General features: G+C 58.6%; 22 protein-coding genes and 1 pseudogene. 10 read left to right on the plus strand and 13 right to left on the minus strand.

All coding sequences use genetic code 11. The features are described from left to right. Positions 1-248 (minus strand): P-loop NTPase (locus tag IC232_RS27055; RefSeq protein WP_190848058.1); only part of this gene is annotated, 248 nt, incomplete at its 3' end. A 476-nt stretch (positions 249-724) separates the two neighbouring features. Between IC232_RS27055 and IC232_RS27060 the strand changes: the two are divergent. Further along, positions 725-1,272: pseudogene (locus IC232_RS27060) on the plus strand (IS6 family transposase); the annotation flags it as partial. 413 nt (positions 1,273-1,685) lie between these two features. On the opposite strand, the gene IC232_RS27065 reads toward IC232_RS27060, so the two are convergent. Then, on the minus strand, positions 1,686-2,327 hold the full coding sequence (locus IC232_RS27065) for a PRC-barrel domain-containing protein (RefSeq protein WP_190848059.1): 642 nt from the start codon (positions 2,325-2,327) through the stop codon (positions 1,686-1,688). Positions 2,328-2,706: 379 nt separating this feature from the next. Between IC232_RS27065 and IC232_RS27070 the strand changes: the two genes are divergently transcribed. Continuing rightward, entirely contained in the window at positions 2,707-4,653 is a 1,947-nt protein-coding gene (locus IC232_RS27070) for an ABC transporter ATP-binding protein/permease (protein ID WP_190848060.1), read from the plus strand. A 482-nt stretch (positions 4,654-5,135) separates the two neighbouring features. Here the strand turns inward: IC232_RS27070 and IC232_RS27075 are convergent, their stop codons facing one another. The 3 genes from IC232_RS27075 to IC232_RS27085 form a co-directional block, all read right to left on the minus strand. Continuing rightward, the gene (locus IC232_RS27075; protein ID WP_190848061.1) at positions 5,136-5,441 is read right to left on the minus strand and encodes an SH3 domain-containing protein; all 306 of its coding nucleotides are present in this window, start codon (positions 5,439-5,441) and stop codon (positions 5,136-5,138) included. 69 nt (positions 5,442-5,510) lie between these two features. Next, on the minus strand, positions 5,511-5,936 hold the full coding sequence (locus IC232_RS27080) for an invasion associated locus B family protein (RefSeq protein WP_190848062.1): 426 nt from the start codon (positions 5,934-5,936) through the stop codon (positions 5,511-5,513). Between the two features lie 307 nt (positions 5,937-6,243). Then, complete coding sequence (locus IC232_RS27085) at positions 6,244-6,816, minus strand: peptidoglycan-binding domain-containing protein (RefSeq protein ID WP_190848063.1); 573 nt, start codon at positions 6,814-6,816, stop codon at positions 6,244-6,246. 924 nt (positions 6,817-7,740) lie between these two features. Here IC232_RS27085 and IC232_RS27090 point away from each other — a divergent pair. From IC232_RS27090 to IC232_RS27100, 3 genes are all read left to right on the plus strand, one after another. Next, a complete protein-coding gene (locus tag IC232_RS27090) occupies positions 7,741-8,682 on the plus strand; it encodes a mechanosensitive ion channel family protein (protein WP_246812440.1) in 942 nt (313 codons plus the stop codon). Between the two features lie 851 nt (positions 8,683-9,533). Continuing rightward, positions 9,534-10,790, plus strand: coding sequence for a 5-aminolevulinate synthase (hemA, locus tag IC232_RS27095; RefSeq protein WP_190848065.1), 1,257 nt, complete (start codon positions 9,534-9,536; stop codon positions 10,788-10,790). Between the two features lie 1,044 nt (positions 10,791-11,834). After that, complete coding sequence (locus IC232_RS27100) at positions 11,835-12,614, plus strand: PRC-barrel domain-containing protein (RefSeq protein ID WP_190848066.1); 780 nt, start codon at positions 11,835-11,837, stop codon at positions 12,612-12,614. Positions 12,615-13,139: 525 nt separating this feature from the next. Here IC232_RS27100 and IC232_RS27105 read toward each other — a convergent pair. After that, entirely contained in the window at positions 13,140-13,574 is a 435-nt protein-coding gene (locus tag IC232_RS27105; RefSeq protein WP_190848067.1) for a hypothetical protein, read from the minus strand. 874 nt (positions 13,575-14,448) lie between these two features. Between IC232_RS27105 and IC232_RS27110 the strand changes: the two genes are divergently transcribed. The 3 genes from IC232_RS27110 to IC232_RS27120 all read left to right on the plus strand — a co-directional run bounded on the left by IC232_RS27110 (position 14,449) and on the right by IC232_RS27120 (position 16,433). Beyond that, positions 14,449-14,610, plus strand: a complete 162-nt coding sequence (locus IC232_RS27110; RefSeq protein ID WP_190848068.1) for a hypothetical protein — start codon at positions 14,449-14,451, stop codon at positions 14,608-14,610. A 403-nt stretch (positions 14,611-15,013) separates the two neighbouring features. Next, complete coding sequence (locus tag IC232_RS27115) at positions 15,014-15,559, plus strand: PRC-barrel domain-containing protein (protein ID WP_190848069.1); 546 nt, start codon at positions 15,014-15,016, stop codon at positions 15,557-15,559. A 514-nt stretch (positions 15,560-16,073) separates the two neighbouring features. Continuing rightward, positions 16,074-16,433 (plus strand): hypothetical protein, encoded by a 360-nt coding sequence (locus IC232_RS27120; protein ID WP_190848070.1) that lies wholly within the window; start codon positions 16,074-16,076, stop codon positions 16,431-16,433. 393 nt (positions 16,434-16,826) lie between these two features. Here IC232_RS27120 and IC232_RS27125 read toward each other — a convergent pair whose 3' ends face one another. From IC232_RS27125 to IC232_RS27145, 5 genes are all read right to left on the minus strand, one after another. Continuing rightward, positions 16,827-17,078, minus strand: coding sequence for a hypothetical protein (locus IC232_RS27125; protein ID WP_190848071.1), 252 nt, complete (start codon positions 17,076-17,078; stop codon positions 16,827-16,829). A 119-nt stretch (positions 17,079-17,197) separates the two neighbouring features. Beyond that, positions 17,198-17,800: an SH3 domain-containing protein gene (locus IC232_RS27130; protein ID WP_190848072.1), complete on the minus strand. Its 603-nt coding sequence runs from the start codon at positions 17,798-17,800 to the stop codon at positions 17,198-17,200. A 71-nt stretch (positions 17,801-17,871) separates the two neighbouring features. Continuing rightward, positions 17,872-18,363, minus strand: a complete 492-nt coding sequence (locus IC232_RS27135) for a PRC-barrel domain-containing protein (RefSeq protein ID WP_190848073.1) — start codon at positions 18,361-18,363, stop codon at positions 17,872-17,874. Between the two features lie 472 nt (positions 18,364-18,835). Continuing rightward, a complete protein-coding gene (locus IC232_RS27140) occupies positions 18,836-19,018 on the minus strand; it encodes a hypothetical protein (protein ID WP_190848074.1) in 183 nt (60 codons plus the stop codon). A gap of 219 nt (positions 19,019-19,237) precedes the next feature. Beyond that, the gene (locus IC232_RS27145; protein WP_190848075.1) at positions 19,238-20,035 is read right to left on the minus strand and encodes a potassium channel family protein; all 798 of its coding nucleotides are present in this window, start codon (positions 20,033-20,035) and stop codon (positions 19,238-19,240) included. 1,679 nt (positions 20,036-21,714) lie between these two features. Here IC232_RS27145 and IC232_RS27150 point away from each other — a divergent pair. Both IC232_RS27150 and ftsH read left to right on the plus strand, forming a co-directional pair. Further along, on the plus strand, positions 21,715-22,116 hold the full coding sequence (locus tag IC232_RS27150; RefSeq protein ID WP_190848076.1) for a DUF4112 domain-containing protein: 402 nt from the start codon (positions 21,715-21,717) through the stop codon (positions 22,114-22,116). 78 nt (positions 22,117-22,194) lie between these two features. Further along, complete coding sequence (gene ftsH / locus IC232_RS27155; protein WP_190848077.1) at positions 22,195-24,123, plus strand: ATP-dependent zinc metalloprotease FtsH; 1,929 nt, start codon at positions 22,195-22,197, stop codon at positions 24,121-24,123. Between the two features lie 659 nt (positions 24,124-24,782). Here the strand turns inward: ftsH and IC232_RS27160 are convergent. Then, positions 24,783-25,304 (minus strand): DUF1236 domain-containing protein, encoded by a 522-nt coding sequence (locus tag IC232_RS27160; protein WP_312895244.1) that lies wholly within the window; start codon positions 25,302-25,304, stop codon positions 24,783-24,785. A 987-nt stretch (positions 25,305-26,291) separates the two neighbouring features. Further along, positions 26,292-26,615: a hypothetical protein gene (locus IC232_RS27165; protein WP_190848079.1), complete on the minus strand. Its 324-nt coding sequence runs from the start codon at positions 26,613-26,615 to the stop codon at positions 26,292-26,294. Positions 26,616-26,783 lie beyond the last annotated feature (168 nt).

The following is a 26,783-nucleotide window of genomic DNA, read 5'->3' on the forward strand; positions in this document are numbered from 1 at the left end:
TCGCCTTTGATGACGTTGATCAAATCAAACACCACGCGCCGCTCGGCGCCCATGACCAGGTCCAGATTGCGCAAGCCGACGTCAAAGTCGACCACAACCACCTTCTGCCCGCTCTGGGCCAGTGCCGCGCCTAGTGCCGCTGTCGAGGTGGTCTTGCCGACACCGCCTTTGCCGGAGGTCACCACCAGCACCCTGCCCTGTCTGATCTTTGTCTTCGACCTTGTATGCTTTGGCCTTGGCTTCTTCATCGCTGGCATTTCTCCAGAGAAGCCGTGAGGAGGCACGGCACCCACGCAGGCACAAGCGAGGTCGAGATGCAGAAATACGCGATGACGCCGAAAGGTACTGGAGCAGTGCCAGCCTTACCTCTCGTAAGCATCCTCATTCGGCGCCCGAGGTGGTTACCAGACCGTTAATAAATTGAAGTATGACACAGGGAGGCAGTGTGGATGCGTGTTAGCAGTCCGTTAACTATGTTGCCGCGACGATGGTCGGGCTGATCCGCTCGGTTTCGGATCAGCCCTCCCCTCCACAGCAGACAGGGCGCGGATGCACCGCCTTGATCTGCTTTGGGGGATATGAGCGCCCAGTGCAGTAACTGTCTCGCAACCACAACTCCAATCACCCTTGATCGAAAGTGCGGGCACGGCGTTGGGTTCTGTCGCAAACACTTTGTTTCAGAGTTTCATCTACTGAGACCTTGGTCACAGTAGCGGAGATAGCAGTGTTCAAGGGCAGGCATTTTGATCGATCCGTGATCTTGCTCTGCGTGCGGTGGTATCTGGCCTACAATCTTAGCCTCCGGAATTTAGAGGAAATGATGGCTGAGCGCGGCATCTCAGTCGATCACGCGACCATTCATAGATGGGTTGTCCGCTACTCACCTGAACTTCTGAAGCGCTTCAATGCTCGCAAGAGAATTGTCACCCGCAAGTGGCACATCGACGAAACGTACATCAAAGTCAAAGGCGTTGGATGTACCTTTACCGGGTTATCGACAGCAATGGGGACACCGTTGAGTTCTGGTTCAGCGAACGGCGCAACCTCACCGCTGCCAAACGCTTTCTGCGCAAGGCTCTCAAGCGTCATGGCCGACCCGAGCGGATTGTGATCGATGGCAACCAGACGAACCGTGAGGCGATCCGGTCCTGCGATATGGCAGATTGGCTTCAAGACAGATCGAGTCACCGTCTGAAACCCATTTGCATCCGGCAAAGCGTCTACCTCAACATTCGCATTGAGCAGGACCATCGGGCGATCAAGAGGCGAATTTTGCAACGCAACCGTTATCGGCACCTGGTAACGTACAATCAAGCAGCAGCGACCATCTTGGTCAGTGTAGATTTCTAAGTTTGGAGCCAATTGATGCAACCAAATAAACGAATCGTTTGGGAGCGCAGCCTGATAGTTCTTTACACTGGATTGTTCGTCTCCGCATTAGCACTTACCTGGGCCTCACAGGTTTGAATTTATTGCTTACAATATTTTGTGGTGCGTGTGCTCTGGCTGCTTAACGTCACCTGGGAGGTGGCAGCTGGGTTATCCATGCGGCGTTGTGCAAGTCTGCCCAAGGCAGCCGTTCATACGCTGCCTTGTCAGGAACATACCCCTCCAGCGAACTCGTTCAAAAGCCCTCGCTGCTGGTTAATCAAGCTCGTTACAGATCCACCCCAATCTAACCCTGCTTAGGGCTTTTGCACCGGCGGCGTGCTCGGCATAGCCCTACTTGGTTCCCCTGGACTAGGAGCACTGTCACCGATGTTGTCCTTGAAAGCTGGGGCATTCTGAAGTTGCTCTTTGGTCATCTTCAGAATGAGGCGATCCGGAATGCCGGTGTCATGCCGCGCAGCTGCGCCGGTTGCAGCAGAAGTTGGGACTGTCGTCGTTCCAGATTGAGCGTCGGGGGCTGGTGAAGGTGGGCTGACCATCGAGCCAGTCGGAGGAGTTGTTGGGGAATTCGCTTCAACCGCTCCGGGCTGGAACAGCAGCATGGACATGGGAACGGCGACATCCTTCTCACCAATCCCCAAAAAGCCACCGACACCAATAATCACCGCAGCTACCTGACCACTGCGATTGATGAGAACATCATTGATCTCGCCGATGTTCTCGTTGTTGGCCCCGTACACACGCGTTCCGCGCAGATTGGTTGAGCGAAACTGATCCGGCTGGCGCATCTCAAGGAAGACAGAGCTTTTAGCTGCTGAGCCCGCATTAGCAGTGCCACTCTCCGCTGATGTCGACTGTGATTTGGAAGTCTGCGCAGATGCAGGACCCGCCATTAACATCGCGGCTACAAGCAAGGCACCCACATGAGGCTTACACATCCACTCTTCTCCACATTCGACGTCGCGGCATAATGCCCTTTGCTGTCGAAGGAGACAATGTGCGAAGTGACCTCTCATGGAACCAGCAGATCCGATCTCCGGACGGGTCGATGTGGCGGCTGAGGCAGGTAAAGGAAAAGCATCGTTTCTCTTTGTACAAGGGTCAGTGATATGATGTTGCGACCAACGTCAGCACGATGATCTCAGGTCCTATGAGCACAATCGTTTGTCATCCGGAGACTCACCGTCATCTTGAAAAAGCTCACATGGGCGGCAAGGTTGGATCTTTGCCAGGTCGCCGACAACCCTTGCGTTCGTAAGCGCCCACAGGATCGAGCCTGCGCAAGCAGGCTTCAGCGACAGGAGCGAGCCGCGCACCGTGCCACGTCAAAAGCATGAATCCAAGGGCCTGTCTGGCCGCCACAGCCCTCTTCCGGCCGCGACAACCGGAGTTGAGCAGGAAGCCGACCTCAGTCAGCCCGTCGAGGCCGCGGAGGCTGTCGAGCAGGCTACGCAGCATGTTCTAAGCGCAGAGGCTAACAAGCCGCCCGGGCCTAGCAGTATCGTCGGCGATCTGTATCGTCTCTTCCGCGAACTGTTGCAAGGTCGAGCAGGTTGGCCGGTCATCCGACTGTTTCTTGCCATTGTCGTGGTGTTGGTCGGCAATATGTTCGGGCAGGTGCGGTTGAACCAATGGAACGGCGCCTTCTTCGATGCGGTCGAGAAGCGAAATTCTGTCGCGTTTCTCAACCAACTCGTCGTCTTTCTCATCATCATTGCCGTCCTGCTAACGCTCGTCGTCGCTCAAACCTGGCTCCAGGAGCGGCTCAAAATACGCCTAAGAGAGCGGCTGACCCATACCCTATTCGATGTGTGGCTTCAGCCCGCTCGAGCCTATCAACTCAGTCATGTTGGTCCGTCTGGATCCCAAGCCGATCAACGCCTTCAGGAAGACTGCCGCTTATTTTCGGAGTTCACGACCGAGCTTGGTATCGGCATGCTGCAGGCTCTCCTTCTGCTCGTCAGCTTCATTGGCGTGCTGTGGACCCTTTCGTCCTATGCCAGCTTCGAATTTGAAGGGCGGGAGATCGTGATCCCGGGCTACATGGTGTGGGTCGCAGTCGCTTATGCCGGCATCGGGTCAGGACTGACCTGGCTCGTAGGGCGACCGCTCATCCGTTTGAATACCGAACGATATGCCCGCGAGGCCGACCTGCGCTTTGCGATCGTCCGCGTGAGTGAAAGCGCCGAAAGCGTCGCTCTTTATTCGGGTGAACCAGACGAGCGCCGCAATCTCAACAGCTTCCTCGACGCCGTCCTGCTGTCGACGCGGCGCCTCTCGGGCGCCTTGGCCCGCTTGACTTGGATCACGTCGGGCTATGGCTGGCTTGCGATCGTGGTGCCAATTCTTGCTGCAGCACCAGGTTACTTCACTGGGCGGCTCTCGTTCGGCGAGATGATGATGGTCGTAGGTGCCTTCAATCAGGTTCAGGCCGCCTTGCGGTACTTCGTCGATAATTTCCCAAAGATCGCTGATTGGCGCTCAGCCGTACTGCGGATAGCAGGGTTCCGACAGGCGGCCCTCGATCTGGATCACGTCGCGGCTGGGAGCCGACGCATTAAGCTCCACAGCCACCCGAAGGGATGGCTCAGTTTCGAAAACTTGTCGATTGCCCTCAACGATGGAAGCATTCTCATTGAGGAGGCCACGGCTGAGGTCCGGACAGGTGAGCGGGTTCTGATCGTCGGGGCTTCGGGCTCAGGCAAAAGCACCTTGTTTCGGGCCATTGCTGGGCTGTGGCCCTGGGGAGCGGGGGTTATTCGCACCCCGTCCGGCCATGACATGATGTTTCTGCCGCAACGTCCCTATCTACCGCTCGGCAGCCTTCGATCGGCTATATGCTATCCGGCAAGTCCGGGTTCGTTCGATGATACTGCGGTCAAAGCGGCATTAACTCGGGTTCATCTGCAGGACTTTGCCAAATCGCTCGATCGTGCCGAGCGCTGGGATCGGTCACTGTCGCTCGGCCAGCAGCAGCGTGTGGCGTTCGCGCGCGTTCTTCTCCACCAACCCAAGTGGGTATTCATGGATGAGGCTACGTCGGCCCTTGACGACGACAACCAAGCCTCGATGTTGTCGATCTTCGAGCAGGAGCTTGCGAGCACGTCTGTGCTGTCGATTGGCCATCGACCCGGGCTTGAGAGGTTTCACACGCGTACACTTCATATCCGCAAAACCGATGAAGGTGCCGTTCTCTTGACGCTTCCCGTTTCCCAGACAGAAAAACCTTGGCTGCATTGGCTTCATCGGTTCCGTGTGAGGTAAGGCTGGACCTCTTCTGTCGGATTGCATGACGCTGACTCAATGCTACCTTAGTGCACACCAGAACGCTTCAGTTCCTCGGCGGAGCTGCGGCGATCGCGGCCCGATTTGAGGCTGGATTGTTTGACTGACTGCTCAGGCGCTTGCGGAGTTCCTCTGACCGCTTCTGAAGCTCCTCCTACATCTTCTTCTGCTGCTGGGCCAAGACCTGCGGATCAACGGGTGGTTCGTTCGAATTCGGCCGCCGAGCGCTGCGACTGGAATAGCAGCCCCCATCCGACAACGGCGATGAGAGCCAATACGATAGGCAATGCGAGACGGTTCGCAGAATGGGGCTTCAGATCGTCTGGCGTCAGCAGCTCCTCTCAGGATGTTTAGAGGGTTGGATAGTCCCTGATCCTCAGTGGTGGTGGACAGGGACGGGATTATCGTCGGGATGCAGTCGAAGCGTCACCTATTGCGGAGCGTAGATCATGCTGGCGAAGTCATTCGGTCCTCTTTATGGGATTGAACAATTGTCGACGGGCGCGTCCGACAGGCTCATCCGGGTAGACACCCCAGAGCTTTACCTGCCGGACGTAGCCCTGCAGGTCGTACTCCGGTACATCCACCGCACACCACGTACGCTCACAGCGCTTCACACGCACGAGAACCCGTGGCTGAAGCCGTGCAACGACAGCGGATCGGATATTGCGTTCCGGGCCCAACCCGCACATTCGTCTCCTCCCGTTTGAGCAATGCAAAGCGCGGAAGCATCGGTTGGGCGGCACCGCCGCCTCCGGCATAGGCATCCTGAACCGCAGCGCCCCACAAGCAGAAGAGAATGATCGGCGCGATCCGCAATCCAGCAGCGAACATGCTCACTGGCATCCCTGACGGGCCTTTTTAATGACCGCGGTGAAGCCCTTGAGAGGGAAGCTGTAGCTCGTCTTGTTGCCACGCCTTGAGGTTGCTTCGATGGTCGCCACGCGTCCCTTCTCGAGGGCACGAGCGAACTCCGCCTCCCGCTCGGTGCGACGCAGCCAGGCATAGTTGCCGCGCGGGATCATGGTGAAGCGTTTGCCGTCTACCGCGATGCGGATCGCCGTTGGCGCGAACTCATAGCCGACCTGAAGACTCGCCTCGGTGCGAACCTGGCCGCTCTTGAGCCGGCGGACGAACAGGCTCACGCGCCCATGATCGAGGTGCTCAGGCTTTTTCGATGAGGCATCGGAATAGACATAGCAGATAGCCGACTTGTTCTCATAGACCTTCCAGGCGCTCCAGCTGTCCCTTGATGCGATCACTCGCGGTGCCTGTGCAAGAGCACAGGTAGTTGACAGAACGACGATCGCGAAAGCCGCGCTTAAGACCTTCATCTACAGGATACTCGCCTTGGGGGTTGAGGAGCCCGCAACCTTTCAAGGCGAGGTTACCTGAGAGTTAACCGTGTCCCGCCAGCCGCATTCGCAATCACAGCCAATCAAGGTTCGGGCAGAACGTGCAAGGGTTTACCGTGGGTTCACGAAACTGTGAGCACATCATCGGCGCCACGCACCCAAGAGCTTTTCAGAACCCCTGTCATGCCTCTGCGGCTACTCCCGGCCGCGGGAGCTACTCAGTCCGCTCATTCTGTGCCGCCACGACCTTCGCGGATCTCATGAGAGCTTGCAGCGTCAGCCCATGGAGTTCGCCAGTGACAGCGAATCCGACGACACGCTGGAACTCCTCAATAGCTTGCCGTGTGGTAGGTCCCATAACACCATCGGCTTCGAGGTTCCCAAACCCGAGCTGAGTGAGAGCCTCCTGGGCGGCCAGTACATCCTGCTTCGCGGGCGTTGGCGTGATGCCGCGCAGGGCCGGTGCATTCCCGAGGGCTGGAGGTGCATGAAGCTTCTGGAGCGATACTAGCTGTTCCTGTGCCGTTGTAAGTCTCGCCTCAGTCTCCTTCTGCCTTAGCGTGAGACGCTCGACTTCGCTTCTTGCTGACGCGAGTTGCTCATGGAGTTTCGTGATCTCTCGCGCTCCATCGTCCGCTCGCTTGCGTTGCGACAGAAACTGCGCCTGATAATCCTGAAGTGCGGTCGTTTGTCCGCTCAGCTGCTGCTCGAGTTGCGTGGATGAGAGAGCTGAATACGCATAGGCACCCCATCCAGCGAGAGCAGCGGTGGCAACACCGATTAACATCAAGCGGTTTGTAGAAGTTCTTCTTTCTTCGTGTGTCCGTATCACGATGGTCCTTTCGACATCCAAGACTGCGATGGCGTGTTGGGATTCGGCTAAGGTGAGCAAGAACTTGGTCAAAAAATGACAGGGTTTAAGTCTCTGAGAAGATACCCAGATTTCAACAGAACCGACTTGGGGTTCACCTGTAATATGTGGAATTGCCGCCGGACTGTGGGGTACCGAGCGAACCTGTGTTGGCGAATAGACCCGTCCTCTTCTCTCAGTTGTGCCGATGACCCTTGAGGTGGGCGATCGACACATTCTTGAGAGCCGTGAGCAGGCAATCTCATTGAAGGCCAGCATGGATGCGTCTAACCAGAGATGGAATGACTCAGGGATAGATTAGAGAGTCAATGGTTAGTCGCTTCTAGCCCATTCAATTTCGTAAGCCTCATCAACTGAGCTGTCATCCGGTGGCCATACCATCAGCAAAGTAGTAGCTGATCTGTGATTAGACTTCGATCCCGGTTTCGGTACCGTATGTTGAAGGTGTGGGCCCCTTCCACTCCTTGACCTCCAAAGTGACCGCTGACGGAAAGAGCTTGAGGCGAGCACCCCTCAGGCTCTTTTCCGGTCTGAGGCCACAGACCTCAAGATATCCCACCGAGGTCGTGTGATACAGGGGGTTATTTATCTTTACAGCCCCCGAATAAACTGGTCACATTCGTCGGAACACAGCCTATCGCCTCGCGTTGCGCTCCCATGCAAGACATCACAGTGACGATATCCAGCGCCTTGGCGCAGTGGCAGGCTTTGTGGCCAGACTGGCTGACTGGCTTCGCAGTCCTTGGATTGCTAACCTTCCTGTTGCTGTTCCTTCATTCACTAGTTCTGAGCGCCTTGCGCCTAGCCCTGCGAGGAAGACTTGCCGAATTCGGCAGTAAGTTGCTGAAGAGGATCGGCCCACCGACAAGGCTTGGGGTGCTCGTGGTGGGCCTTGGGGTTGCCTTGCAGGGACTGCCTGAGCGGATGGTAGGCCATGACCTCGTCGAGTGGGGCTTGCTCTTCGGCTTCATCGTGTTCCTGGGTTGGAGCGCCATCACCATCGTCAACACAGCGTCGGAGTATTACCTGCGGCATGCGCTGAAGGGCTCCGAAGACAGTATGCTGAGCCGCAAGATCCTGACCCAGGTGCGCCTGCTGCGCAGAACAGTCGTCTTCGGGCTTGGCTTTCTGACGTTGGCGGCCATCCTGATGACGATCCCTGCCGTGCGCCAGTACGGGGTCAGCCTTTTCGCCTCGGCGGGCGTCGCGGGGCTTGCGGTCGGTCTAGCAGCGCGGCCCGTGTTGTCCAACCTCATTGCAGGCGTCCAGCTCGCGGTCACACAGCCCGTCCGGCTTGGCGACGAGGTACTGGTCGAGGGCGAGTTCGGAACCGTCGAGGAGATCCAGACCACCTATGTGGTGATCAGGCTGTGGGATTTGCGGCGCATGGTTGTCCCGCTTTCCTACTTCATGGAAAAGCCCTTCCAGAACTGGACCCGGCAATCGACCTCAATCATCGGAGCTGTTCACTGGTACCTGGACTATGCCACGCCCGTCGCGGCAGTGCGCGCCCGATTCTTTGAACTGCTGAAGGAATCGAAGCTCTGGAATGGCAACGTTGCTGCCCTTCAAGTGACCGACACCAAGGAAGGAACTGTCGAAGTGCGCGGGCTGATGAGCGCTGAATCCTCAGGGGCCGCCTTTGACCTGCGCTGCGAGGTCCGCGAGAAGCTGATCGCATGGCTGCAGGAAACCTACCCACATGCACTGCCCAGAGGCAGAATAGAGGTCGAAAACTTTCCCGCTTCTCTTCGTGGAGATGTGACCAGGAGGCACCATTGATTTTGCCCTCTTGTTGAGCGCTCAACCCGGATGTCGCGGAGGTTAATCGTCATGTGCTTACCAATCATGCGGATTGGTCGCTACGTGAGATCGTGAGTTTTTGCCAATCGAAATGCGGGTGGGATTCCAAAGCTACAATCTGGAGAATTTGGGCTTAAGGTGGAAGTAACAATCACGAAAGAATGAGGCTGCAAAAATCCCGAGGTCTAGGGGAACCGGCGCTTGTGTAGTCGATTGCAAAGAGATAGGTCAATAAGGGAGCTTAACATGGCAGGAACCCCAAAACCGGAAGCTCCCGCGTCAGACGAACTCGATGTTCCTGGCCCTTTGCCCGAGCTTCCAGAGCTTGATCCCGTTCCAGAGGATGGGAGCCCGGCCGACCATAAGGATCCGTCACCGGATGATGTGCCCTTCGTGCCCCCGCCGGGCACCCAGTAACAACGAACGGCCAACGGATCGTTGAGGGGCTCGTTCCGTCGGGCAGCCCCGCTCTGATCCGTTGCCAAGACCGGGCAGGAACAACTCCATGTAGATCGCGTGATACCCGGGCGCGTGGGCAGGCGTAGAGCGTCGACACTAGCCCATCCTAAGGGTTCAATATCATTAGCTTGGTACGGGCGCGTACCTTAGACCAAATTTCCTCGAACCCTGCGCTTCGTTCGTTGTTCTTTCCGCGTGCTGAGGCAAACGAACACTAGGATGTCGACACGCTCAGTTAGATCCTCCAGATGGAGTTCTCTCGGACACCAGCTCATACGCGAGGCACCATGCTGTTACAAATCTCCGCTTAATATTCATGATGGAGCGAGAACGCCAATCGCTCATTATTTCTTAATTGTGCCGAGGTCGACATGGCAGCCCGCCTCCCTGATGAGAGCACACGCTTCTATCATACATGTTTCATTGAAGCATTGGATAGTCTTCACGTGGAGCGCCGCTACCGCGTCTTTGCCGACATCGAGCGCCTGGCCGGACGCTATCCCCAGGCGATCTGGCACTCCCCCGAGGGCCCGCGCCCCATCACGGTGTGGTGCTCCAACGACTATCTTGGCATGGGCCAGAACAGGGACGTGACCCGCGCCATGGTGGAGACGGCCTGGCGCCTCGGCACCGGTGCCGGCGGCACGCGCAACATCTCGGGCAACAGCCACACCATCGTCGAGCTGGAGGCGGAACTCGCCGAACTGCACGGTAAGGAAGCGGCGCTCGTCTTCACCTCGGGCTACGTGTCGAACCAAACCGGCATCGCGACGCTCGCCCGGCTGATCCCGAACTGCCTGATCCTGTCGGATGCCCTCAACCACAACTCCATGATCGAGGGTGTGCGTCAGTCCGGCTGCGACAAGGCGATCTTCCGCCACAACGACCTCGCGCATCTGGAAGAGCTTCTTCAGGCGGCCGGCGACCGGCCCAAGCTCATCGTGTTCGAGAGCGTCTATTCCATGGACGGCGATGTGGCGCCGATCCACGCCATCTGCGATCTCGCCGAGCGCTACGGCGCCATGACCTATATCGACGAGGTCCATGCGGTGGGCATGTACGGGCCGCGCGGCGGCGGCATCGCCGAGCGCGACGGTGCCATGCACCGGATCGACGTGATCGAGGGCACCATGGCCAAGGCCTTCGGGGTCATGGGCGGGTATCTCACCGGCACCAAGGCGGTGATGGATGCCGTCCGCAGCTTTGCTCCCGGCTTCATCTTCAGCACGGCCCTGCCCCCGGCCGTGGCCGCCGCCGCCATGGCGTCGATCCGGCATCTCAAGGCCTCCTCCTCGGAGCGTCAGCAGCAGCAGCGCCAGGCCGCCCGCACCAAGGCGGTGCTGAGCGGCGCCGGCCTGCCGGTCCTCGATACGCCCACGCACATCGTTCCGGTGATGGTGGGCGATGCGGAAGCCTGCAAGGCGGCCTCCGACCGGCTGCTGGAGAAGCACGGCATCTATATCCAGCCGATCAACTACCCCACTGTGCCCCGCGGCACTGAGCGCCTGCGCATCACCCCCGGGCCGTTCCACTCCAACGCCCATATCGACGCCCTGGCCGCGGCCCTGGTCGAGGTCTGGACGGCACTCAAGCTCTCTCCTCCGCCATCATTGCGCCGGTCAGCGTAAGCCGAGCAAACGTGCTACAGAGCGACGGCGATGATGGAGGCCTACGCGCCGTCTCGATGCCTAGCTAACTTGCAGTCTTTCTACCTCGAAGGACGCCGCGCGGAGAGACCGTGCTATCGGAGATACCCGGGAGCAACCTGACTCAAGGATGAAGCTCGGGATGGCCACGCATGCCCCTAAGCTTTCCTCGGTTGCGCGACTTGCAGATCTCAGGGTTCCCTAGCCACCTTCGAGCCGCTTCGAGTGTGCCGAAGACATGTTCCAGCTTCGTAAAAGGATAGGGCCTCTCCCCAGGAGGCAGATCGGTTAACAACTCCACTCTCCATGCTGCCTCCCGGGTATCGTTGTCGCGGACTACGCCAGCCACAACAATACCGTTCAGAAGCACGTCATAGCTTCCGGGTGCCAATCGAGAAAGTGTATACGGCATACTGCGCACCTCCTCTTCAATTTAGATCTTAATCTCGTGATGGAGGACGTCGGGCTTCGAGCCAAGAACATTGCCGCCTTATGTGGAGACGCCGCGTCCACGGGTCCAGTTATGCCTGCGGCAATGCTTACAGACGCCCCAACTCGCCATGGCTGCATGCCGCAGCGAAGAATGTATAGGTTGGCTCCCTCAGCTCTGACACTCTCCAAATCTACGGTCATGCGGCGGGCCTCTGATCTGGGCTCGATTCAGCGCACCTCTACTCAGAGGAGCCAACATGATGCCGAAGGTAGTTGTTCCTACCCGCCACTGGTGACCCCGCGCTTGCCTGTACACTGCCGAACCATGTGGCTCTGCATCCGAGAGAGCATGAGAGTCAAAGTAGGATGCACGCCACTTCTAAATCGCTAAGGGAGCACCTGCGAGACCTGCAATGTACGTGTGCGTACCGGGAACTTGGATCTCCGCTCCGCAATCAGTGGAGCATCTACTGCACCTACACGTTCCGTCAGCAGTGGCTGTATGCGTTGTTACCAAACGGAAGCAGCCCTTTGTCGTGCAACAGGAAAATCATCGCAGCCGCTGCGAAGTTCTCGACTTGACGGAGGTTCAGTATGCACAAACTCTCACTCAAGCTCTCGACGGCTTTGGCCCTGCTGATCCTGCCTTTTGCGGCCTATGCACAGCAGTCCCAAGGCGCGCCAAAGCCTGCGCCAGCAACAAAGGCTGCCGTGGAGGCAAAGAAGGCTACAGCTCAGCAGCATATGTCGCTCATCTCCAAAGATGCGGCCGACAAGGTCAACCTCGCCGGTGCGGATGTCCTGTACAAGGGCTGGCGCGCCGCGGCATTGCTTGACGAGGACGTCTATGGCGCCAACGGCCAGCAACTCGGCGAGGTCGAAAACATCCTGGTCGGTCCCGACGGTCAGATCACCGCTATCGTGATCAAGGGCGGCGGATTTCTCGGGATCAGTGACGCGGCGTTCCGGGTGCCCTGGAACAAGGTCGACATGACGGCAGCGCAGGACGGGATCAAGGTCTCGCTGACCGAAGAGCGTGCGGAGGATCTCGGACTCTTTGACGGTCCGGACTGGGTTGTCGCGGGTCCGCGCGAGTGGCGAGTGACCGAACTGATCGGGGACTACGCTCGGCTGCGGAATGGTCTCGGGTTCGGTTACGTCGCTGACGTTGTGTTCGGCCGCGACGGGCAACTCCTCGCCACCTTGGTGAACCGGGATGTCGCCTACGGTGCAGGCCTCTACGGATATCCTTACTACGGCTGGGGCTATGGCTGGTACCCGAGGCTCGACTACTATGCCCTGCCCTACGATACCCCCGAGCTTGCGGCGGCCCCGACGGTCGCCTACGACAATTTCAACGACGAGGTTCTCTGAGCATGAAGGGTCCGGAGATTGGGTGCGGTCCCCGGGCCACTCATGTCCTTCCAGCTGGCCTGGTGACGGCTCCCCCCTCTAATCCCGGTCAGGATGGCTTCATGAGCCTAGTCAATCGATCCCTGGACAACATGTCCTAACTGCGGTGGACAACGTTGGTGCTCGTCGTCATTGTCCTCAATGTGGATTATCACGGGCTGGTCGGGCGCTAGCTGGGCGTCATTACCCTCGCGAAACGGGGTGCTTGTCGCGGGTACCCATGCTGCTCAAGGCTTGGCTGCCGCAGCCCTTCCACCTTTCCGTGCTGGCTGAAGCCCTGAATGCTGCCGATCAAGCCTTCAATCTCCATCTTGGATCAAAGTCTTTGCTGAGCATCGCGGATGCCCAAATCGTATATCGCCTCGCTTGGCCCTGGCCGAGTGGCTGGGCTGCCTGTGTTTGTCGGGCCACTCCGCCGCGTGCTCTTGCCGTCGGCGATGTATGGACGTTCCTCCCGTGACGAGTCGGCCGCGAACCTTCTCGCCATCACGGCTGACGTCGGATGTTCCCAGTACCGGTCGGGGATGCGGCGCTGCTTCGAACGGAAACAAGCTCGGTGGCCCGCAAGGATCGATACATCCCGCCGTCGGCAGGGACTGCCGGCATCGCGAGAAGATCCTGCTCCCCAACCCCCGGGAGCAGTAGCTTGCCATGATTCAGCGTCATATGGTCGAGGGGGACGGCAACCTGCTTATTCGCAGGCCAACGAGGACCGCGGTACGTCATGAGCACATAGATGCGCTGATCCTGACCCTGCGCTAGCCGATCGACGTCGCCAACCTGCTCGTCCTTCTCATTGAAAACGTCCATTTCTGCAAGCTGGGCGACCGATAGCCTTTCGTCCAATGTGGAGCGGACCTGCAAGGCGCGTGCGGCGTCGACGCATGCTGTGTATCGCTTACCCTGCCGATAGATACGCATCTCCTGGAGCGCCTCATACGCTTCAGCAGGCCCCATTCCTTCGAGTGCGCTGATAAGCCGATCACATTCTGTGCGTGCTAGCTCAGTCTGAGCGTGGCTAAAACTCGTAAAGCCTCCTCCGAGTGCAATGATAGTCAACGATCGCGCCAAGCCGTGTATGCCCATCTGAGATTCCTTCTCCAATATCGCCCATTGGGCTCCGTTGTGGGGCGATTGCCCAAAGCGTCTGACTGTTTGCTCACCTGTGGAGGATAATAGGTTCTGCACACGAGTGTTGCCTCGCTGGAGGAAACGATCTTCGAGCCAGCCAAATGGTGCCCTGTTGTGAAGAGCAAGACACCCTTCAGAACGTTCCCATTGCGCGAGAGAACTCAGTACGCTTGCAGACACTGGCCGAATCCAAGAGCGAAACTTCCGGACCTAGATGCCATCTCAACACTAAGCACTTCCGGTTATCATAACCGCCCGGCTGGATCGCCTCGGCTGAAGCCATAGGCCGCAGTCCGACCTTACACTGCCATGATCAGCCTGAAGACTCCGATTGCTGAAAAGCCAAGTTAGGCTGAGGATCGTTAGACCAGCCGGACTGCTAATCAGCAGATAAAGCTCCTTTCCCACAGCGGCTGACAAACGCGGCAATTCAAGCAGTCTTGTGTTATGCGGGCGCGTCTGGCTAGATCGCCCAGATAGTGTGTATGTCTTCCTTTTTTTCATGAAGGTTTTCGTCCGTCCAGTATGCCGTGGTTCCAGATCATCCCCCTGCGCGAGACGATCTCGGTACGATCGACGACTATGCGCAACAAGGCCGGGAATAGGCCTGATTGACAAATCCGGCAGGCGGAAACAGCGTGAGATTTCTATCAGGGAGGCAATTATGTCCGGTTACATAACCCGGCTCAGTGGGGCGCTCCGCCAAGGCTCGACCCACCCACAGGACGTGCAAATCGCGCGATTGGATGCGGTAATCGATCGCTTGAGGGTACTCAACCAATCCTCGGCCGACCTCGTGCATGCCATCCGCCACATGATGGACTAACCAAGTCCGAATGACCAAGCAGAAATGCCTAGACGATAGGATCGTGCCGTCACCCGAGCTGCGGCAAACGAGGCAGATCGCTGTCTCACATGTACTGTCCAAACTCCGGTCATAGCAACCGGCAACGTCAATTCTATCCAGAACCGCAGGAGGAACTTCAGCGTCCTGGGCTTCATCGTTCGTGCCGAAGGATACGGACATCCGCACGCGGTTGATCAGGATTTTGCTGATCTAGCAGGCTATCCCGGACGGAGCTCTCGGCTGCCACGACCCGCGGGATGGCTCATGTACGGCGGCGGACAGTATTAGGACGGTGGACTTTGGGTTGGCTGGCAGTATCCCAGAACCGACTTTTCCCGTGCCCGTTAGCTCTAGGAATCCACACGCCACTCAGGAGTCTATCATGCGGGCCGATCTGGCTTACGTCCTTCTCCTTTCAAGCTTGCTTACTTCCCATGCCACCGCTCAAGGATTGCAGCTCGCGGCTCCGGCCCCTCCAGCCGCCAGTGAACCGGACGCGGGATTCGCTGGACCGGCTGATGCTCCCGGATCGATCCAATTCGTCGCCCGGCGTGACCCTTGGGTCTTGCGGGCTTCGGATCTCCTTGGCGAAAGGGTTTACAATCCTGGAGGGGAGGATGTCGGCCAAGTTGACGACGTTCTCATCAACCGGAACGGTCGGGTTGAGGCTCTTGTTATCGAGATGGGCGGGTTTCTCGGTATCGGCGAGCGTCGGGTCGCCATTCCTCCCCAGGCCATTCGCCTCGATCCGTACGAGATGACGGCCACGACCGGCACGATCCCGAGTGCCGGCCTGCCGCCGGATACACCAGCCGCCGCCCGGACAAGAAGTGAGCACAGGATTAGCAAGGCAATCGTGCCGGAACGGATGGTGTTGATACTCCCGGTAGATCAGCTCCGTAACGCACCCGCCTATGTCGACGAGTAGGAAAAGGGCAACAGGGCGCCACACCTTAACCGAGCGCCTCGAGAAGTAGCTTTGCTCTCTAGAGGAGGGCTTCGGCCTTTGGATGCCGCCAATTGGAATGGGCTCCACACAAACAGGAAAGATCTTTTCAGGTTCAGCTACTGAACGAACTTGTTCGAGGGCAGTACGGGTACGGACCATGTCCGGTCCTGTCACCGGTCCGGTGCGGCGAGGGCACAGGTTGTCATCTCTAGGTGATTGCACTTCGGCTAACCACATCCATCGGGAGGAGATGAAATGATCGTAATCTACCAGTCAACGCGCCGTAAGGGGGCTGTGGCTATTCGACGTAGTGGACTCGTTCTCGCGTCTGTAACCGACTTTGCCGGGCACATGCTTGCCAGTGTCGGAGCCGAGTCACCCGACCAGATCGGCGACATTTCCTGGGTTCGTCTAGCCGTTGATGCCAATGCGACAAGCAGGTCGGCAAGAACCATCCGTTCTGGAACCACTCCCTGACAGGAGGAGGATAGCAGTGATGCACACACAAGACGAGTCGACGCGGAGCTCGATTGGGTCCGGCTCCGACCACGATTGGATCAAGGGTGAGCTAATCAAGGCTTACCACCAACTCGCGGTCACATGGCTCGATCCCACCGATGGCTCGCGAACTGTGACCCTGGCGGGTTTGAGGCCGCTAGAGGTGCGTCTGACTCAGCTGTCGCGAGCACGTATCCCGTTGACGATCCCACCGCTATGGCTTGAGATCTTCTCTCCGGAGGGATCGACCGTCGACGGCTGCGGGTGCTTCGATATGAGCGAGGACGAATTGACAGAGGCAACGCAGATCATCAGCGACGCCTGTCAGGAGTTCAGCGCTGCGGCGGGTGTTTGAAAAGAGCACACTGGCCAACTTGAGCGCGCGGCAATTCCGAGCCGCACATACACGGGGCCACTCATGGTCGCGGGGCGCTTGGCAATAACGATCGTCACTCCACCTAGTGGTCAACCGCCGCCCGCACGCAGGTATCGGCGAGTAGCTGCGTAAACCGCAACGTTTGTGCTCAACAATCATGATCATGCCTTCCCGTGTGCTCGAGTCACGGCGTGTCCGCGATCCCATGATGCAGAGGCCACAACAGACTTGTCTCACTATCGGTTGGGCGTGTGAACAGATTGTGGGGTCCAGGTCAGGCATCTGGTTAGGATCTTTGTTGGGCACCTAGCTGGTCGATTACCAGCCGACGATCCTGCCGTCGATCTCTTCCCTAGTCCTTCCATGAAGCGATCAGGCAGTTTGTCGACCCAAGTCAAGTTGAGGAAGGTGGCTTCCACAAATTTCCAGGCAATCTCCATACCTCGTCCGATCAGTGCCGCTTCCAGGATCCCCGGTCATCCAAGCACCAATCCACCGGTGGAACATGATCGCGGACACGAGCTCAAGCGAGGTGAACGTGTGTATGAGCTCGTCGAACCACGCCAGCACACGACTGGTGTTGCTGTCCACCGAGGATGATCGGTTCGTGTAGGTCGTCGCCATGACTCTCTCCTGTGAGCCACCCTGGTGTGTGGTGCAATTGAGTGTCTCCTAACCTTTTACAGGATGAACAGCGCCATGCTCGCAGGCGGACAGGAGTCGGAGCCGTTGCAGAGAAGGGACTAGTCCCTGCGCTCTCGCCGCAGGTTCTGCCGGGCCTCGCGGAGGTCACGGCGCTCCTGCCCCAACTGACGACGTTCGGCGCTAGTGTCGCTGCCCGTACGGCGCTCCTGCCGCAAGTCTCTGCGGGCGTCGAAGAGATCCCGCTGCTCCTCCCTCACTGCCCGACGGGCATCGCGTAATTCCCGGCGATCCCTTCTCACATCGCGGCGATCGAGGTAGTGACCACGGTACCATGGCCGGTCAACGTAGTAGCGTCGGTGATAAACGTCCGGGCGGAACCCGATCACTGGAACGCCGATCGTGACGCCAATGCTTGGGATCGGTTGGCGTGAATAGCGCTGGCCGGCATAAGCGAGATAGTTTCCGGAGACCCACCCGCGCTCCCCAGACCAGCTTACATCGCACCAGTTGTACCCTGTGAGACAACCGTGGACGACCACCCGGTCGCCCTCCTGGATCGTTCCGAAGCGCTGATAGGATGCGCCCGGTCCGGTTCGAATATTGAGGTCTGTCGTGATGAAAGCGAGGGCTTCAGCAAGCGCCGCTCCTGGTAGCACGAGGCCAATGGCCAGAACAATGACAGGGGTGTTTCTTCCGAGCATCGGTCCCTCTCTCTCGGCATGCATTGTTACAGGATCAGTGGCATCCTGATTGGATGCCACTCTCAAGACATTCACTTCATCTCTACTATGGTCACCGACTTGCCCGTAGCGACGTCCTGGTACCCGGCTTCTTCGAAAGACGGCAGCGACTTGAGCGTCTCCTCAGTCAGATTAGGGGCGACAATCTGGTCGTTCCGGACGGCAACCTCATCCAACGGGATTACGGCCTGATCCTCAAAGAAGCCCATGACGCCTCCGCTGCTGACGACGAGGTACAGTTCCTTGTCGGAGTTGTTCTCGACCACCTGTTCGATTCTGCCCAGCTCCGTTCCAGTGGTTGCGACCAAGTCTTTCTCGACGATGCTTGAAACTTGGATCTGCCGGGTTGTCTCAGCCGGTTGGACGGGAGTGGGGGATGGCTGTGCCGATCCTGATGAACCTGGAGTGCCAACTTCCGGGCTGCCTGGCACGGTCGGGGAGGTGGCGCCGGGGGACTGAGCTAACACGGTGGCAGCTGGGATAAGGGCGGCCGTGAGGATCGCCACAAGGGCTGTCTTACGCATGAATTATTCCTTTTATAGGCAGTGGTCCGGCCCCTGCCCGGTGACAGGTCCCACAGCTCTCCTTGCGGGGGCGGGCTCCCTTCGATACGTACATGGTGAGAAGCCGGCCGCAGCCGGATCGTTTCGGGGAGCTGTGGGCATTTGGTACGCTGCTGTACTGCGATTGGGAGCTTATGGTACTAAGGTCCGTTTGTGACGCACGGCCACCCAGCCGGGGAGAGCTTCGACTTTGCTCTCGGAGCAGCTCAGGATGCCAACCTTTCGACGATCCCCACCGACAGGCATTGATCTCACGCCGGATTACCTGGATTTGGCCGTGCACCGCTACCTCCACCACCCTGAGCGCTGCTTACGCCTTGCCCATTCTGAGATTGGCGCTGTGCTCTAAGCGGGCTTCCTTCACCTGTCCCAGGCGCGAAACACCGTAGCTCCGCAGGTCCTCCCAGAGGTCATGCTTCGTTATGTAAGCACATCATATGACCTGGATGTCGAGGTCGCCCTTGCGGATCAGGACGCGGGACTTGTCTCGGACCAAGGTCTTGAACCGATGGCAGAAAGTGGCAATGCCTGAGAACAGCCAGTGCAAGCCGATAGCACTGCCGTTGCCGGTTGTGGCACGGCTGACAATTGATCCGACCATGATGCTGAGGAGCAAGTCGCACGCGTGGCACAGCCTATGAAGCGCTTCTTGGCTAGCCTAACGATGAACACTGTGACGAGAATGGCGAAGGCGGCGCTCAATCCGATCTACGCTCAATCCCATCACTAAGACATCAACATCGCTGCTCTCCAGCCCAAGCGCAACGCGTACCATTTCCTCAACCTAGCCCGAGTTCGCTACTCCCCCCACGACTTAGTGCATCCTAAATTGCCGTCATAAGCGACCTGCCCTGTTGGTGTCGAGATCCGCCCGCAGGGCCGCGATCTCCGCGCGCAGGGCAGCCAGATCGGTGCTGCCCGCAGTGCCCGCATCCGGCGAGGAAGCATCGCGTTCGACGAAGAACGAGGCAAAGCTCGCTGTGATGTATCCGAACACGGCAAAGCCATATAGCGACAGCAAAAAGCAAAGGACGCGGCCCTCAAGGCTCTTGGGCCAGTACTCGCTTCCCATTGTAGTCAGCAGCATGCCGGTCCACCACAATGCGTCCCAGTAACCAGCGAAACCGCCCGGCACCTCCGAGGCGGGCTCGAAGGCCAGCATGCCGCCGGCACCCAGAGCTGTGATTAGCAAGGTCAACACAACCGCATAGCCTAACCCGCGGCGGCTGAGGCTTGTCCGCAGGGCGTTCATGCCTCGGTTTGCAGTGCCGACGATCCGAACGAGCCGAAAGCCTCGCGCGGCTCGGGCGAGTCTGAGGAAGCGGAGACCCCGCAGGAGACGGAAGGCTGGCACCACCAGGGCGATTACGGTCACCCAGTTGCGCCGCAGAAAGTACCCCTTTTCAGGAGCGAGTGCTAACCGGATGGTGAACTCCACGACGAAGGCGATCCAGATTGCCGTGCCAAAGACCTCCAGCACGCGTGCGGTCCCCCACACCAATTCGACGATCACGAGAAGAAGCCAAATGAAGCTGAGGAACATCATGGGCGTTTGAAGCCATTCCTCAAGGTCGCGGAGAGCATTCCATCGCTCCTCCATCAGGTCCGAAGTCAGACGAGTCCTGCCATTCATGTCACGAGCACTCCAGATTATGCTTAAATGCTCTGGTGAACTCCCGGATCAAACCTGCGGATCCTCGGCGGAGTCCGTTGGCCGCCACTAACGAGCTACAAAGTGGCTTGCTACCGGCAGAAGCAAAGGCGGATCCATGGTCGTGGCGGAAGTGCTTGCATACAGAGCGGTTCCCCATCACACAGCACAGGGTTCCAGCTTGACGCCCGGATCAACCAGAACGGGCGAACTCCGCTTTCCGGAACACGTTGTCTCATCAACCAGAGAAACAAAGATCAAAGTCTGCACGCTGCTTGCTGAGGCGATCATCTGAATGGAGGTCTGCGCCCTCTCTGGATCATAGTAGACGTCCTCGACACAGAGCCCGGAATTCAGCATGAGCTGCCTCAAGCGCCGCTTGTTCAGCCGCGCGTACAGGCGGACCTCGCTTCCCTCTCGGGGGGCTCCTAGTGGAGCAACCGAAGTAAGTTCAATCTCTGCTACGCACGAGCGGACCACCGCTCGCTCGTGCAGAGTCAGGTTGCGGCCATGCTGTGTGGCCTAATTACCATCAGATACAGGTTGCACTCGGGGGAGAGAAGTCGGCCATCGACGGCGGTTTGAGTAAACGTCCTATTTTAACTGCAAGGCGCTATGTTCTTTCGGATCTGCTGTCGACAGCTGGCGAAGCTACCCACCATGGCTCGTCCAGTGCAAAGCAATTCGTTCGGTTGGTCCACGCAGCAGAGGTCTGCTCTGTTGGAATTAGTGCAGCAATACCAAGAAATCCTATAGGCCGGAGCGTCGCCGTCGTTCCGTCCGAGGCAAGGAGGATGCTTCGTTCGGGAGTGACTCGGTGGACGAGAAAAGATAAACGAATGTTACGTCAGGATCCAAGCGATCAGGGCAATCCCGGCAATAGCTCCGAGCATCGTGATCGCAAAGCCCCAGTTCGATATCCGCCGCTCTTTGGGCGTAGTGTTCCTATGCAACTCGGAGGTTGAGCCAATTGTGTTGGAGCCACGCGGGTCATGAGCTTCAGCCATCATGTCGTTCCTCAAAGTTCCAGGCGTTCAGGTGAGTTCTGCATGACACAACTATCTTCGTGTCTCACCCAGCTATCTGCTACACCGATCAGTATAAACGTGCGCGACGAAGGACATGGTTCAACTAGATGGGGGGCTTTAAGCGACTATGAGTACGATGCCGCACCAAGTTTAGATGAATGCTTGTCGTCGCCGACCCTTGCGTGCCCGCCTCAACTGGAAGTTCCCGGACGCCTCAATCCGGTTTTAACTATGGTGACCCGCAAGCATGGTGTGCAAGAAAACACGGCGAGGTTAGCACTTCGGAGAGCCTCGATTGGATGCCATACAATGGCTCTAAGAGCCGTGCTAATCTGGTACTGGTCCCGTTGAGCCGCTTTGGTGCAGCTCTGTAGCGTGATCCTATGCTTTCCACTATGCCCCTGCGATTGTCCAGCTGCGATACAGTGAATGTCGAATATTGCAGTGCTGGCGGTGGCTAGAGATGCAAAGCGCATTGATGCGTCGATACAAAGGATCTTGAACCGAAGCCATTCTACACCCACATGTGAATGATCGGGATCCGGGCCCCTCTGGCAGTCTTCCCAGACTGCAATGTCGGGCTCTCTCACCTGAGAAAAAGCTTCAAGCGTGCTCCGCATTTGGGAGACCATTGTGACGTCTTGTGCATTTCCACTTGCCGGCACCTCCTTCCGCGCCATCGAGACGCGGGCACGGCTTGATAAGCTTACACGCTTTCTCGACAGCGCTACCCGCGCGCCAAGGACGGAAATCCACTTCGGCGCCGACGCCCTCCTGAACCTCGTCCCAGGCGTTGGTACGCTGACCTCCAAGGGCATGTCGGTCTATCTGATCTGGGAGGCGCGACGCCTTGGTGTGCCGATATCGACGCTCCTGCGCATGATTGGCAATGTCGGTATTGACTTCGCTATCAGCGCGGTTCCGGTTGTAGGTTGGGTCGGCGACGTCTTCTTCCGGTCGAACCTGCGCAACGTGGCGCTGCTGCGTGATCACCTGGATCGAGTGCATCCAGTCCCGAACCGCTTCCAGAGATGACGGTGCTAGGGAAGAGCATAGGGTCCGGCTGCCACCCCCGTATCTCGGTCAGAACTCTGCCGTTCAGAAAGCAAAGCGATGAACAACCCCAACACCGCGCCCAATTTTCGCAATCTTGCGATAGTCGCTGCGGTCATGTTCCTGCTGTCGATGTTCTATTTCCAGAGCACGACAGGACCGCAACTTGATCAGCTCCCCTACTCGGCATTCATCACGGCAGTCGAGCAAGGCGAGATCCGCTCCGCCACCATCCAGGGGCAGGAAGTCATCGCCGAGCGCTCGACAGGCGGCCGCGTTTCCACCTACGTTCCGCAAGGTGCCGGCCTCATTGCCCAGCTGCAGCAGAAGGGTGTGGTGATTAAGGCCGAGCCGCCGCCGCAGCCGGGCCTGTTCGGCAGTCTGCTGCTGTCGCTGCTGCCTTTCGCCCTGATGATCGGCGTTGTCGTCTGGATGTCCCGTAAGGCTATGAGCCAGCAGGGCGGAGGCGGTCTGATGTCCATCGGCAAGTCCAAGGCGAAGTTGCTGACGGAGGCCCATGGCCGCGTCACCTTTGACGAGGTGGCGGGCATCGACGAGGCCAAGGAAGACCTGCAGGAGGTCGTGGAGTTCCTGCGCGATCCGCAGAAGTTCCAGCGCCTCGGCGGCCGCATCCCTCGCGGCGTGCTGCTCGTCGGCCCTCCGGGTACGGGTAAGACCCTCACCGCTCGTGCAGTGGCCGGCGAGGCCAACGTGCCGTTCTTCACCATCTCCGGCTCCGACTTCGTCGAGATGTTCGTGGGCGTCGGCGCCTCCCGTGTGCGCGACATGTTCGAGCAGGCCAAGAAGAACGCTCCCTGCATCATCTTCATCGACGAGATCGACGCCGTCGGCCGCCATCGCGGCGCCGGCCTCGGCGGCGGCAACGACGAGCGCGAGCAGACCCTCAACCAGCTCCTCGTGGAGATGGACGGCTTCGAGGCCAACGAGGGCGTGATCATCATCGCTGCCACCAACCGCCCCGACGTGCTCGATCCGGCGCTCCTGCGCCCGGGCCGCTTCGACCGCCAGATCGTGGTTCCGAACCCGGACGTGGTCGGCCGCGAGAAGATCCTGCGCGTCCATGTGCGCAAGGTGCCGCTCGCTCCCGACGTGGACCTGAAGGTGATCGCCCGCGGCACCCCCGGCTTCTCGGGCGCGGATCTCATGAACCTGGTCAACGAGGCGGCTCTTCTGGCGGCCCGTCGCGGCAAGCGCATCGTCACCATGAAGGAGTTCGAGGACGCCAAGGACAAGGTGATGATGGGCGCCGAGCGCCGGACGCTTGTCATGACCGACGACGAGAAGCGCCTGACCGCCTATCACGAGGCCGGCCACGCCGTGGTTGCCCTCAACGTCCCGGCCACCGATCCGGTCCACAAGGCCACGATCATCCCGCGCGGCCGTGCGCTCGGCATGGTCATGCAGCTGCCTGAGCGGGACAAGCTGTCCATGAGCTACGAGCAGATGACCTCGCGTCTGGCCATCATGATGGGCGGGCGTATTGCCGAGGAGATGATCTTCGGCAAGGAGAAGGTCACCTCGGGGGCCCAGTCGGACATCGAGCAGGCCACGCGCCTCGCCCGCATGATGGTGACCAAGTGGGGCTTCTCGCCTGAGCTCGGCACCGTGGCCTATGGCGAGAACCAGGACGAGGTGTTCCTCGGCATGTCCATGGGGCGTCAGCAGAACATCTCCGAGGCGACCTCCCAGAAGATCGACTCCGAGGTCCGCCGTCTGGTTGAGGACGGGCTCAACGATGCCCGCCGTATTCTCACCGAGAAGGCGCATGAGCTTGAGGCGCTGGCCCGCGGTCTCCTGGAATACGAGACCCTGTCGGGCGAGGAGATCCGCAACCTCCTCGACGGTCAGCCACCGGTGCGGGATTCCGGCGACACGGCGACCCCGACCCGCGGTTCGGCCGTCCCCACTGCCGGCCGTGGCCGGAAGGGCGAGAGCGATGGGGGTTTGATCCCGCAACCGAACGGGTAAGATCGAGCAAAAGAATGATGGCTCCTATGCCAAAATCGGGGATACCCACCACGCTACTGCAGTGCATCAGGGCCTCGGCGGATAGGCGTAAGATCCGGACCGAGCACTATGATTGTACCCTGGTGAAAGTCTCTAGCCGAACTCGTCGCTAGTCCTCTCATGGTGCGACTCTCTGCCTCGACCTTGCGGGATTCTTGCTTTGGCAAAGGTTAGGTTCCAGCCTTGGTTCGGGTAATAATTTCGGGCGGGGTTAAAAATCTCGGGTCGCGGTCTGTCGCTATAGGATACTTGCAGGCCTGACTCCGAGGCGAACGACATCGCTGCATGAGCATTGGTGTGGCGAGTTTGGCCACACCTCGGTACATTCATGTACGCTCCGATCATTTGCCCGTAATTGCAGGTCTGGACTTTTCAATTTAGGAGGATCATCCGCCGCGCGAACGTTGAACGTCTGTGAGGCCGGCATCCTTCACCGGAGTAGCGCTCTCGCTTGGGATGAGGGGCACTGGGAAGGCATGTGAAGGGCGGCCTCCATGAAACGCAACTTACATTCGAGATGGTTCTGGGCCGCTGGACTGCTCGCCTCGAGAGCGCCGATAACACTGAGTCGTCTCGCAGACATGCTGTCGAGGCAACTCAATGTTATGTTTTATAGCTCGTCAGTCATAGATGTAGACTATTTCGCGCGTGCGCGGCTCAACCAGAACTGGTCGATCATTGACGATGGTGTAGCCATATTCACGGCGAAGGCCAAGCTCAGGCGGAAGTGGGCGGTACGCGACCCGTCTCGGGAGACGGTAGCCCACCGCAACATTCTCTCGGACCCGCACAGAGGGAGCTCGCCGAGCGACCACATACTGCCGGACCCTTACAGACTCGTCCGGAGTCAGGGCTGCTCCAGCCGCGGCTCCTGCCACTCCACCAACCACGGCGCCCACAGGGCCTCCCAGAACTGCACCTGTGATTGCACCTCCAGCGGCACCTGTGCCCGCACCTGTCTGGCAAGCAGCAAGCGGTACAACCAAGATGATGGCTGCAAGAGCGGGCTTTAGAATTCGATTCTCCATGACGACTCCTTTCGACAGACTTGCAGCGAACGGTGCAGGCTGTCCAGCGTTCCCGGAGATCCAAAGCGGATAAGCGCGATAGCGTACCAACATTCTTTGCGTGATTGAGGTCATGGATGATGGCTGTAGGCATTCCCCTGCTTACGAATTCGTAGGAGGCTCTTGCGACCAAGTTTCAGAAGCGCACGGCCGCCTCGCTGATCATGCCCATTCAAAAGCCGTGAGGCGCGCGTCTGGCATGGATGATCCTCTACGAACATGTAGGCATCGAAGTGGCCTCTCTATGTACTTACGCCAGTTCACCCTGGCGATTGCCGGAGCAGACCGCGCGGTGTAAAATCGCGACCATGGGCTTGAGGCTCCAGATGAACTCATCCGACCGCCCGCGCCTTTTATTATGGCTACGGCTTCATCGTGCCCCCACGTGGTTCTTGCGATTGGAGGCCTTCGTTCTACTTGTAATTACGTTGATAGGGTTCATTCCGAACGCTGCCATAGGCCAAGGCGAACCAGAGAATGGGCACAGTGCAGTCAGCGAACAATCTTCCGGTGAAGGCGGTGTCTCGATCCTGACCCTTCCATGGAGCAATGATCCGTTCGACACGAACCGGCGCTTTGAGAGGCCGCGCTGGTTTAAGCTGCCGCATCCACCGCTACCCACCCCGAACCATTCTGCTGACGTTGGGACAAGCGTTATTTGGTCTCCCACTCCTATTGGCCCGGTCCAAGCTCTTCACCCTGCGGTGGCACATTGGCGATCATTGACTGATCCAGCTCCTCTGGGGCCGTTGCAGCCCCTATTGCGCACTGACGTATTGCAAGCGAGGCAGGAGCGGAGGATTTCGGATGAGTCCCTTCCTTCATATACTGGGAGCATCCATGGGGAGGGTGCCACGGTACATAGGCATTCATCTCCAGTTATCCTAAGGAGGCGGTACTGAAGTTTAGGAAGCCGACAGCTGGGATCCCACCGCAACCGGCGTGGCCAGCGGCGAGATGCAAAGGTGCTGGTGAGTGGGACCCAATCCGAGCTAGTAGCAAGTCCAATTCGGCATCCAGTGCCGCTGTTTGAGTGTGTGATGAGACGGGTAGTGCTGGACATTAGGGCTTATTCTCGGCCGACCGGTCATTGGCGTCGACTTGACGCTCGACTGTCGCACTAAGTCGCTGATACAGGCCGAGGCCGACAATCAGGAGTGTTGCAGCCACGAGCAGTAGTGTCGGGTAAAGTAGCTGAGTCACTTCTGCTGCGCTAACGCGGAATACCGTCACAAGCGCTTCAAGAAAAATCGCAATGGCAATGGTCGAGATGAATTTGGTGAGGCTCCTGCGTGCCTCCGAAGCGATGCGACGTTCACGGCCGTTCAGCACCTCTTCCTCAATGAGGAACTTCGCGACGTCGAACACAGCAATCGAGATGATCACATACCCAACGGTCCCAAGAAGAGGATTCTCGAGAGATGCTCCAGGCGTGACGATGGCGACTACGAGACGCCAGCAGCCGAACACGATCAGGCCTAGAGCATCGGACGGTTAAACGGACGCATATCCGGCTGCCCTGAGGAAGTTCCAACATTCTCGCGGCTCAAACAA

This window comes from Microvirga sp. (genome assembly GCF_014699075.1).
In the GTDB taxonomy this organism is placed as follows: Bacteria; Pseudomonadota; Alphaproteobacteria; order Rhizobiales; family Beijerinckiaceae; genus Microvirga.

What these genes read in the sequence shown, in the direction of transcription:
- IC232_RS27065 (WP_190848059.1), bottom strand. Translation starts at nt 2,327, where the DNA reads ATGTGTAAGCCTCATGTGGGTGCCTTGCTTGTAGCCGCGATGTTAATG.
- IC232_RS27075 (WP_190848061.1), bottom strand. Translation starts at nt 5,441, where the DNA reads ATGCCTATGCCGGAGGCGGCGGTGCCGCCCAACCGATGCTTCCGCGCT.
- IC232_RS27085 (WP_190848063.1), bottom strand. Translation starts at nt 6,816, where the DNA reads ATGTTAATCGGTGTTGCCACCGCTGCTCTCGCTGGATGGGGTGCCTAT.
- hemA (WP_190848065.1), top strand. Translation starts at nt 9,534, where the DNA reads ATGGCAGCCCGCCTCCCTGATGAGAGCACACGCTTCTATCATACATGT.
- IC232_RS27100 (WP_190848066.1), top strand. Translation starts at nt 11,835, where the DNA reads ATGCACAAACTCTCACTCAAGCTCTCGACGGCTTTGGCCCTGCTGATC.
- IC232_RS27105 (WP_190848067.1), bottom strand. Translation starts at nt 13,574, where the DNA reads ATGCGTATCTATCGGCAGGGTAAGCGATACACAGCATGCGTCGACGCC.
- IC232_RS27110 (WP_190848068.1), top strand. Translation starts at nt 14,449, where the DNA reads ATGTCCGGTTACATAACCCGGCTCAGTGGGGCGCTCCGCCAAGGCTCG.
- IC232_RS27115 (WP_190848069.1), top strand. Translation starts at nt 15,014, where the DNA reads ATGCGGGCCGATCTGGCTTACGTCCTTCTCCTTTCAAGCTTGCTTACT.
- IC232_RS27125 (WP_190848071.1), bottom strand. Translation starts at nt 17,078, where the DNA reads ATGGCGACGACCTACACGAACCGATCATCCTCGGTGGACAGCAACACC.
- IC232_RS27130 (WP_190848072.1), bottom strand. Translation starts at nt 17,800, where the DNA reads ATGCTCGGAAGAAACACCCCTGTCATTGTTCTGGCCATTGGCCTCGTG.
- IC232_RS27135 (WP_190848073.1), bottom strand. Translation starts at nt 18,363, where the DNA reads ATGCGTAAGACAGCCCTTGTGGCGATCCTCACGGCCGCCCTTATCCCA.
- IC232_RS27145 (WP_190848075.1), bottom strand. Translation starts at nt 20,035, where the DNA reads ATGAATGGCAGGACTCGTCTGACTTCGGACCTGATGGAGGAGCGATGG.
- ftsH (WP_190848077.1), top strand. Translation starts at nt 22,195, where the DNA reads ATGAACAACCCCAACACCGCGCCCAATTTTCGCAATCTTGCGATAGTC.
- IC232_RS27160 (WP_312895244.1), bottom strand. Translation starts at nt 25,304, where the DNA reads ATGACCTCAATCACGCAAAGAATGTTGGTACGCTATCGCGCTTATCCG.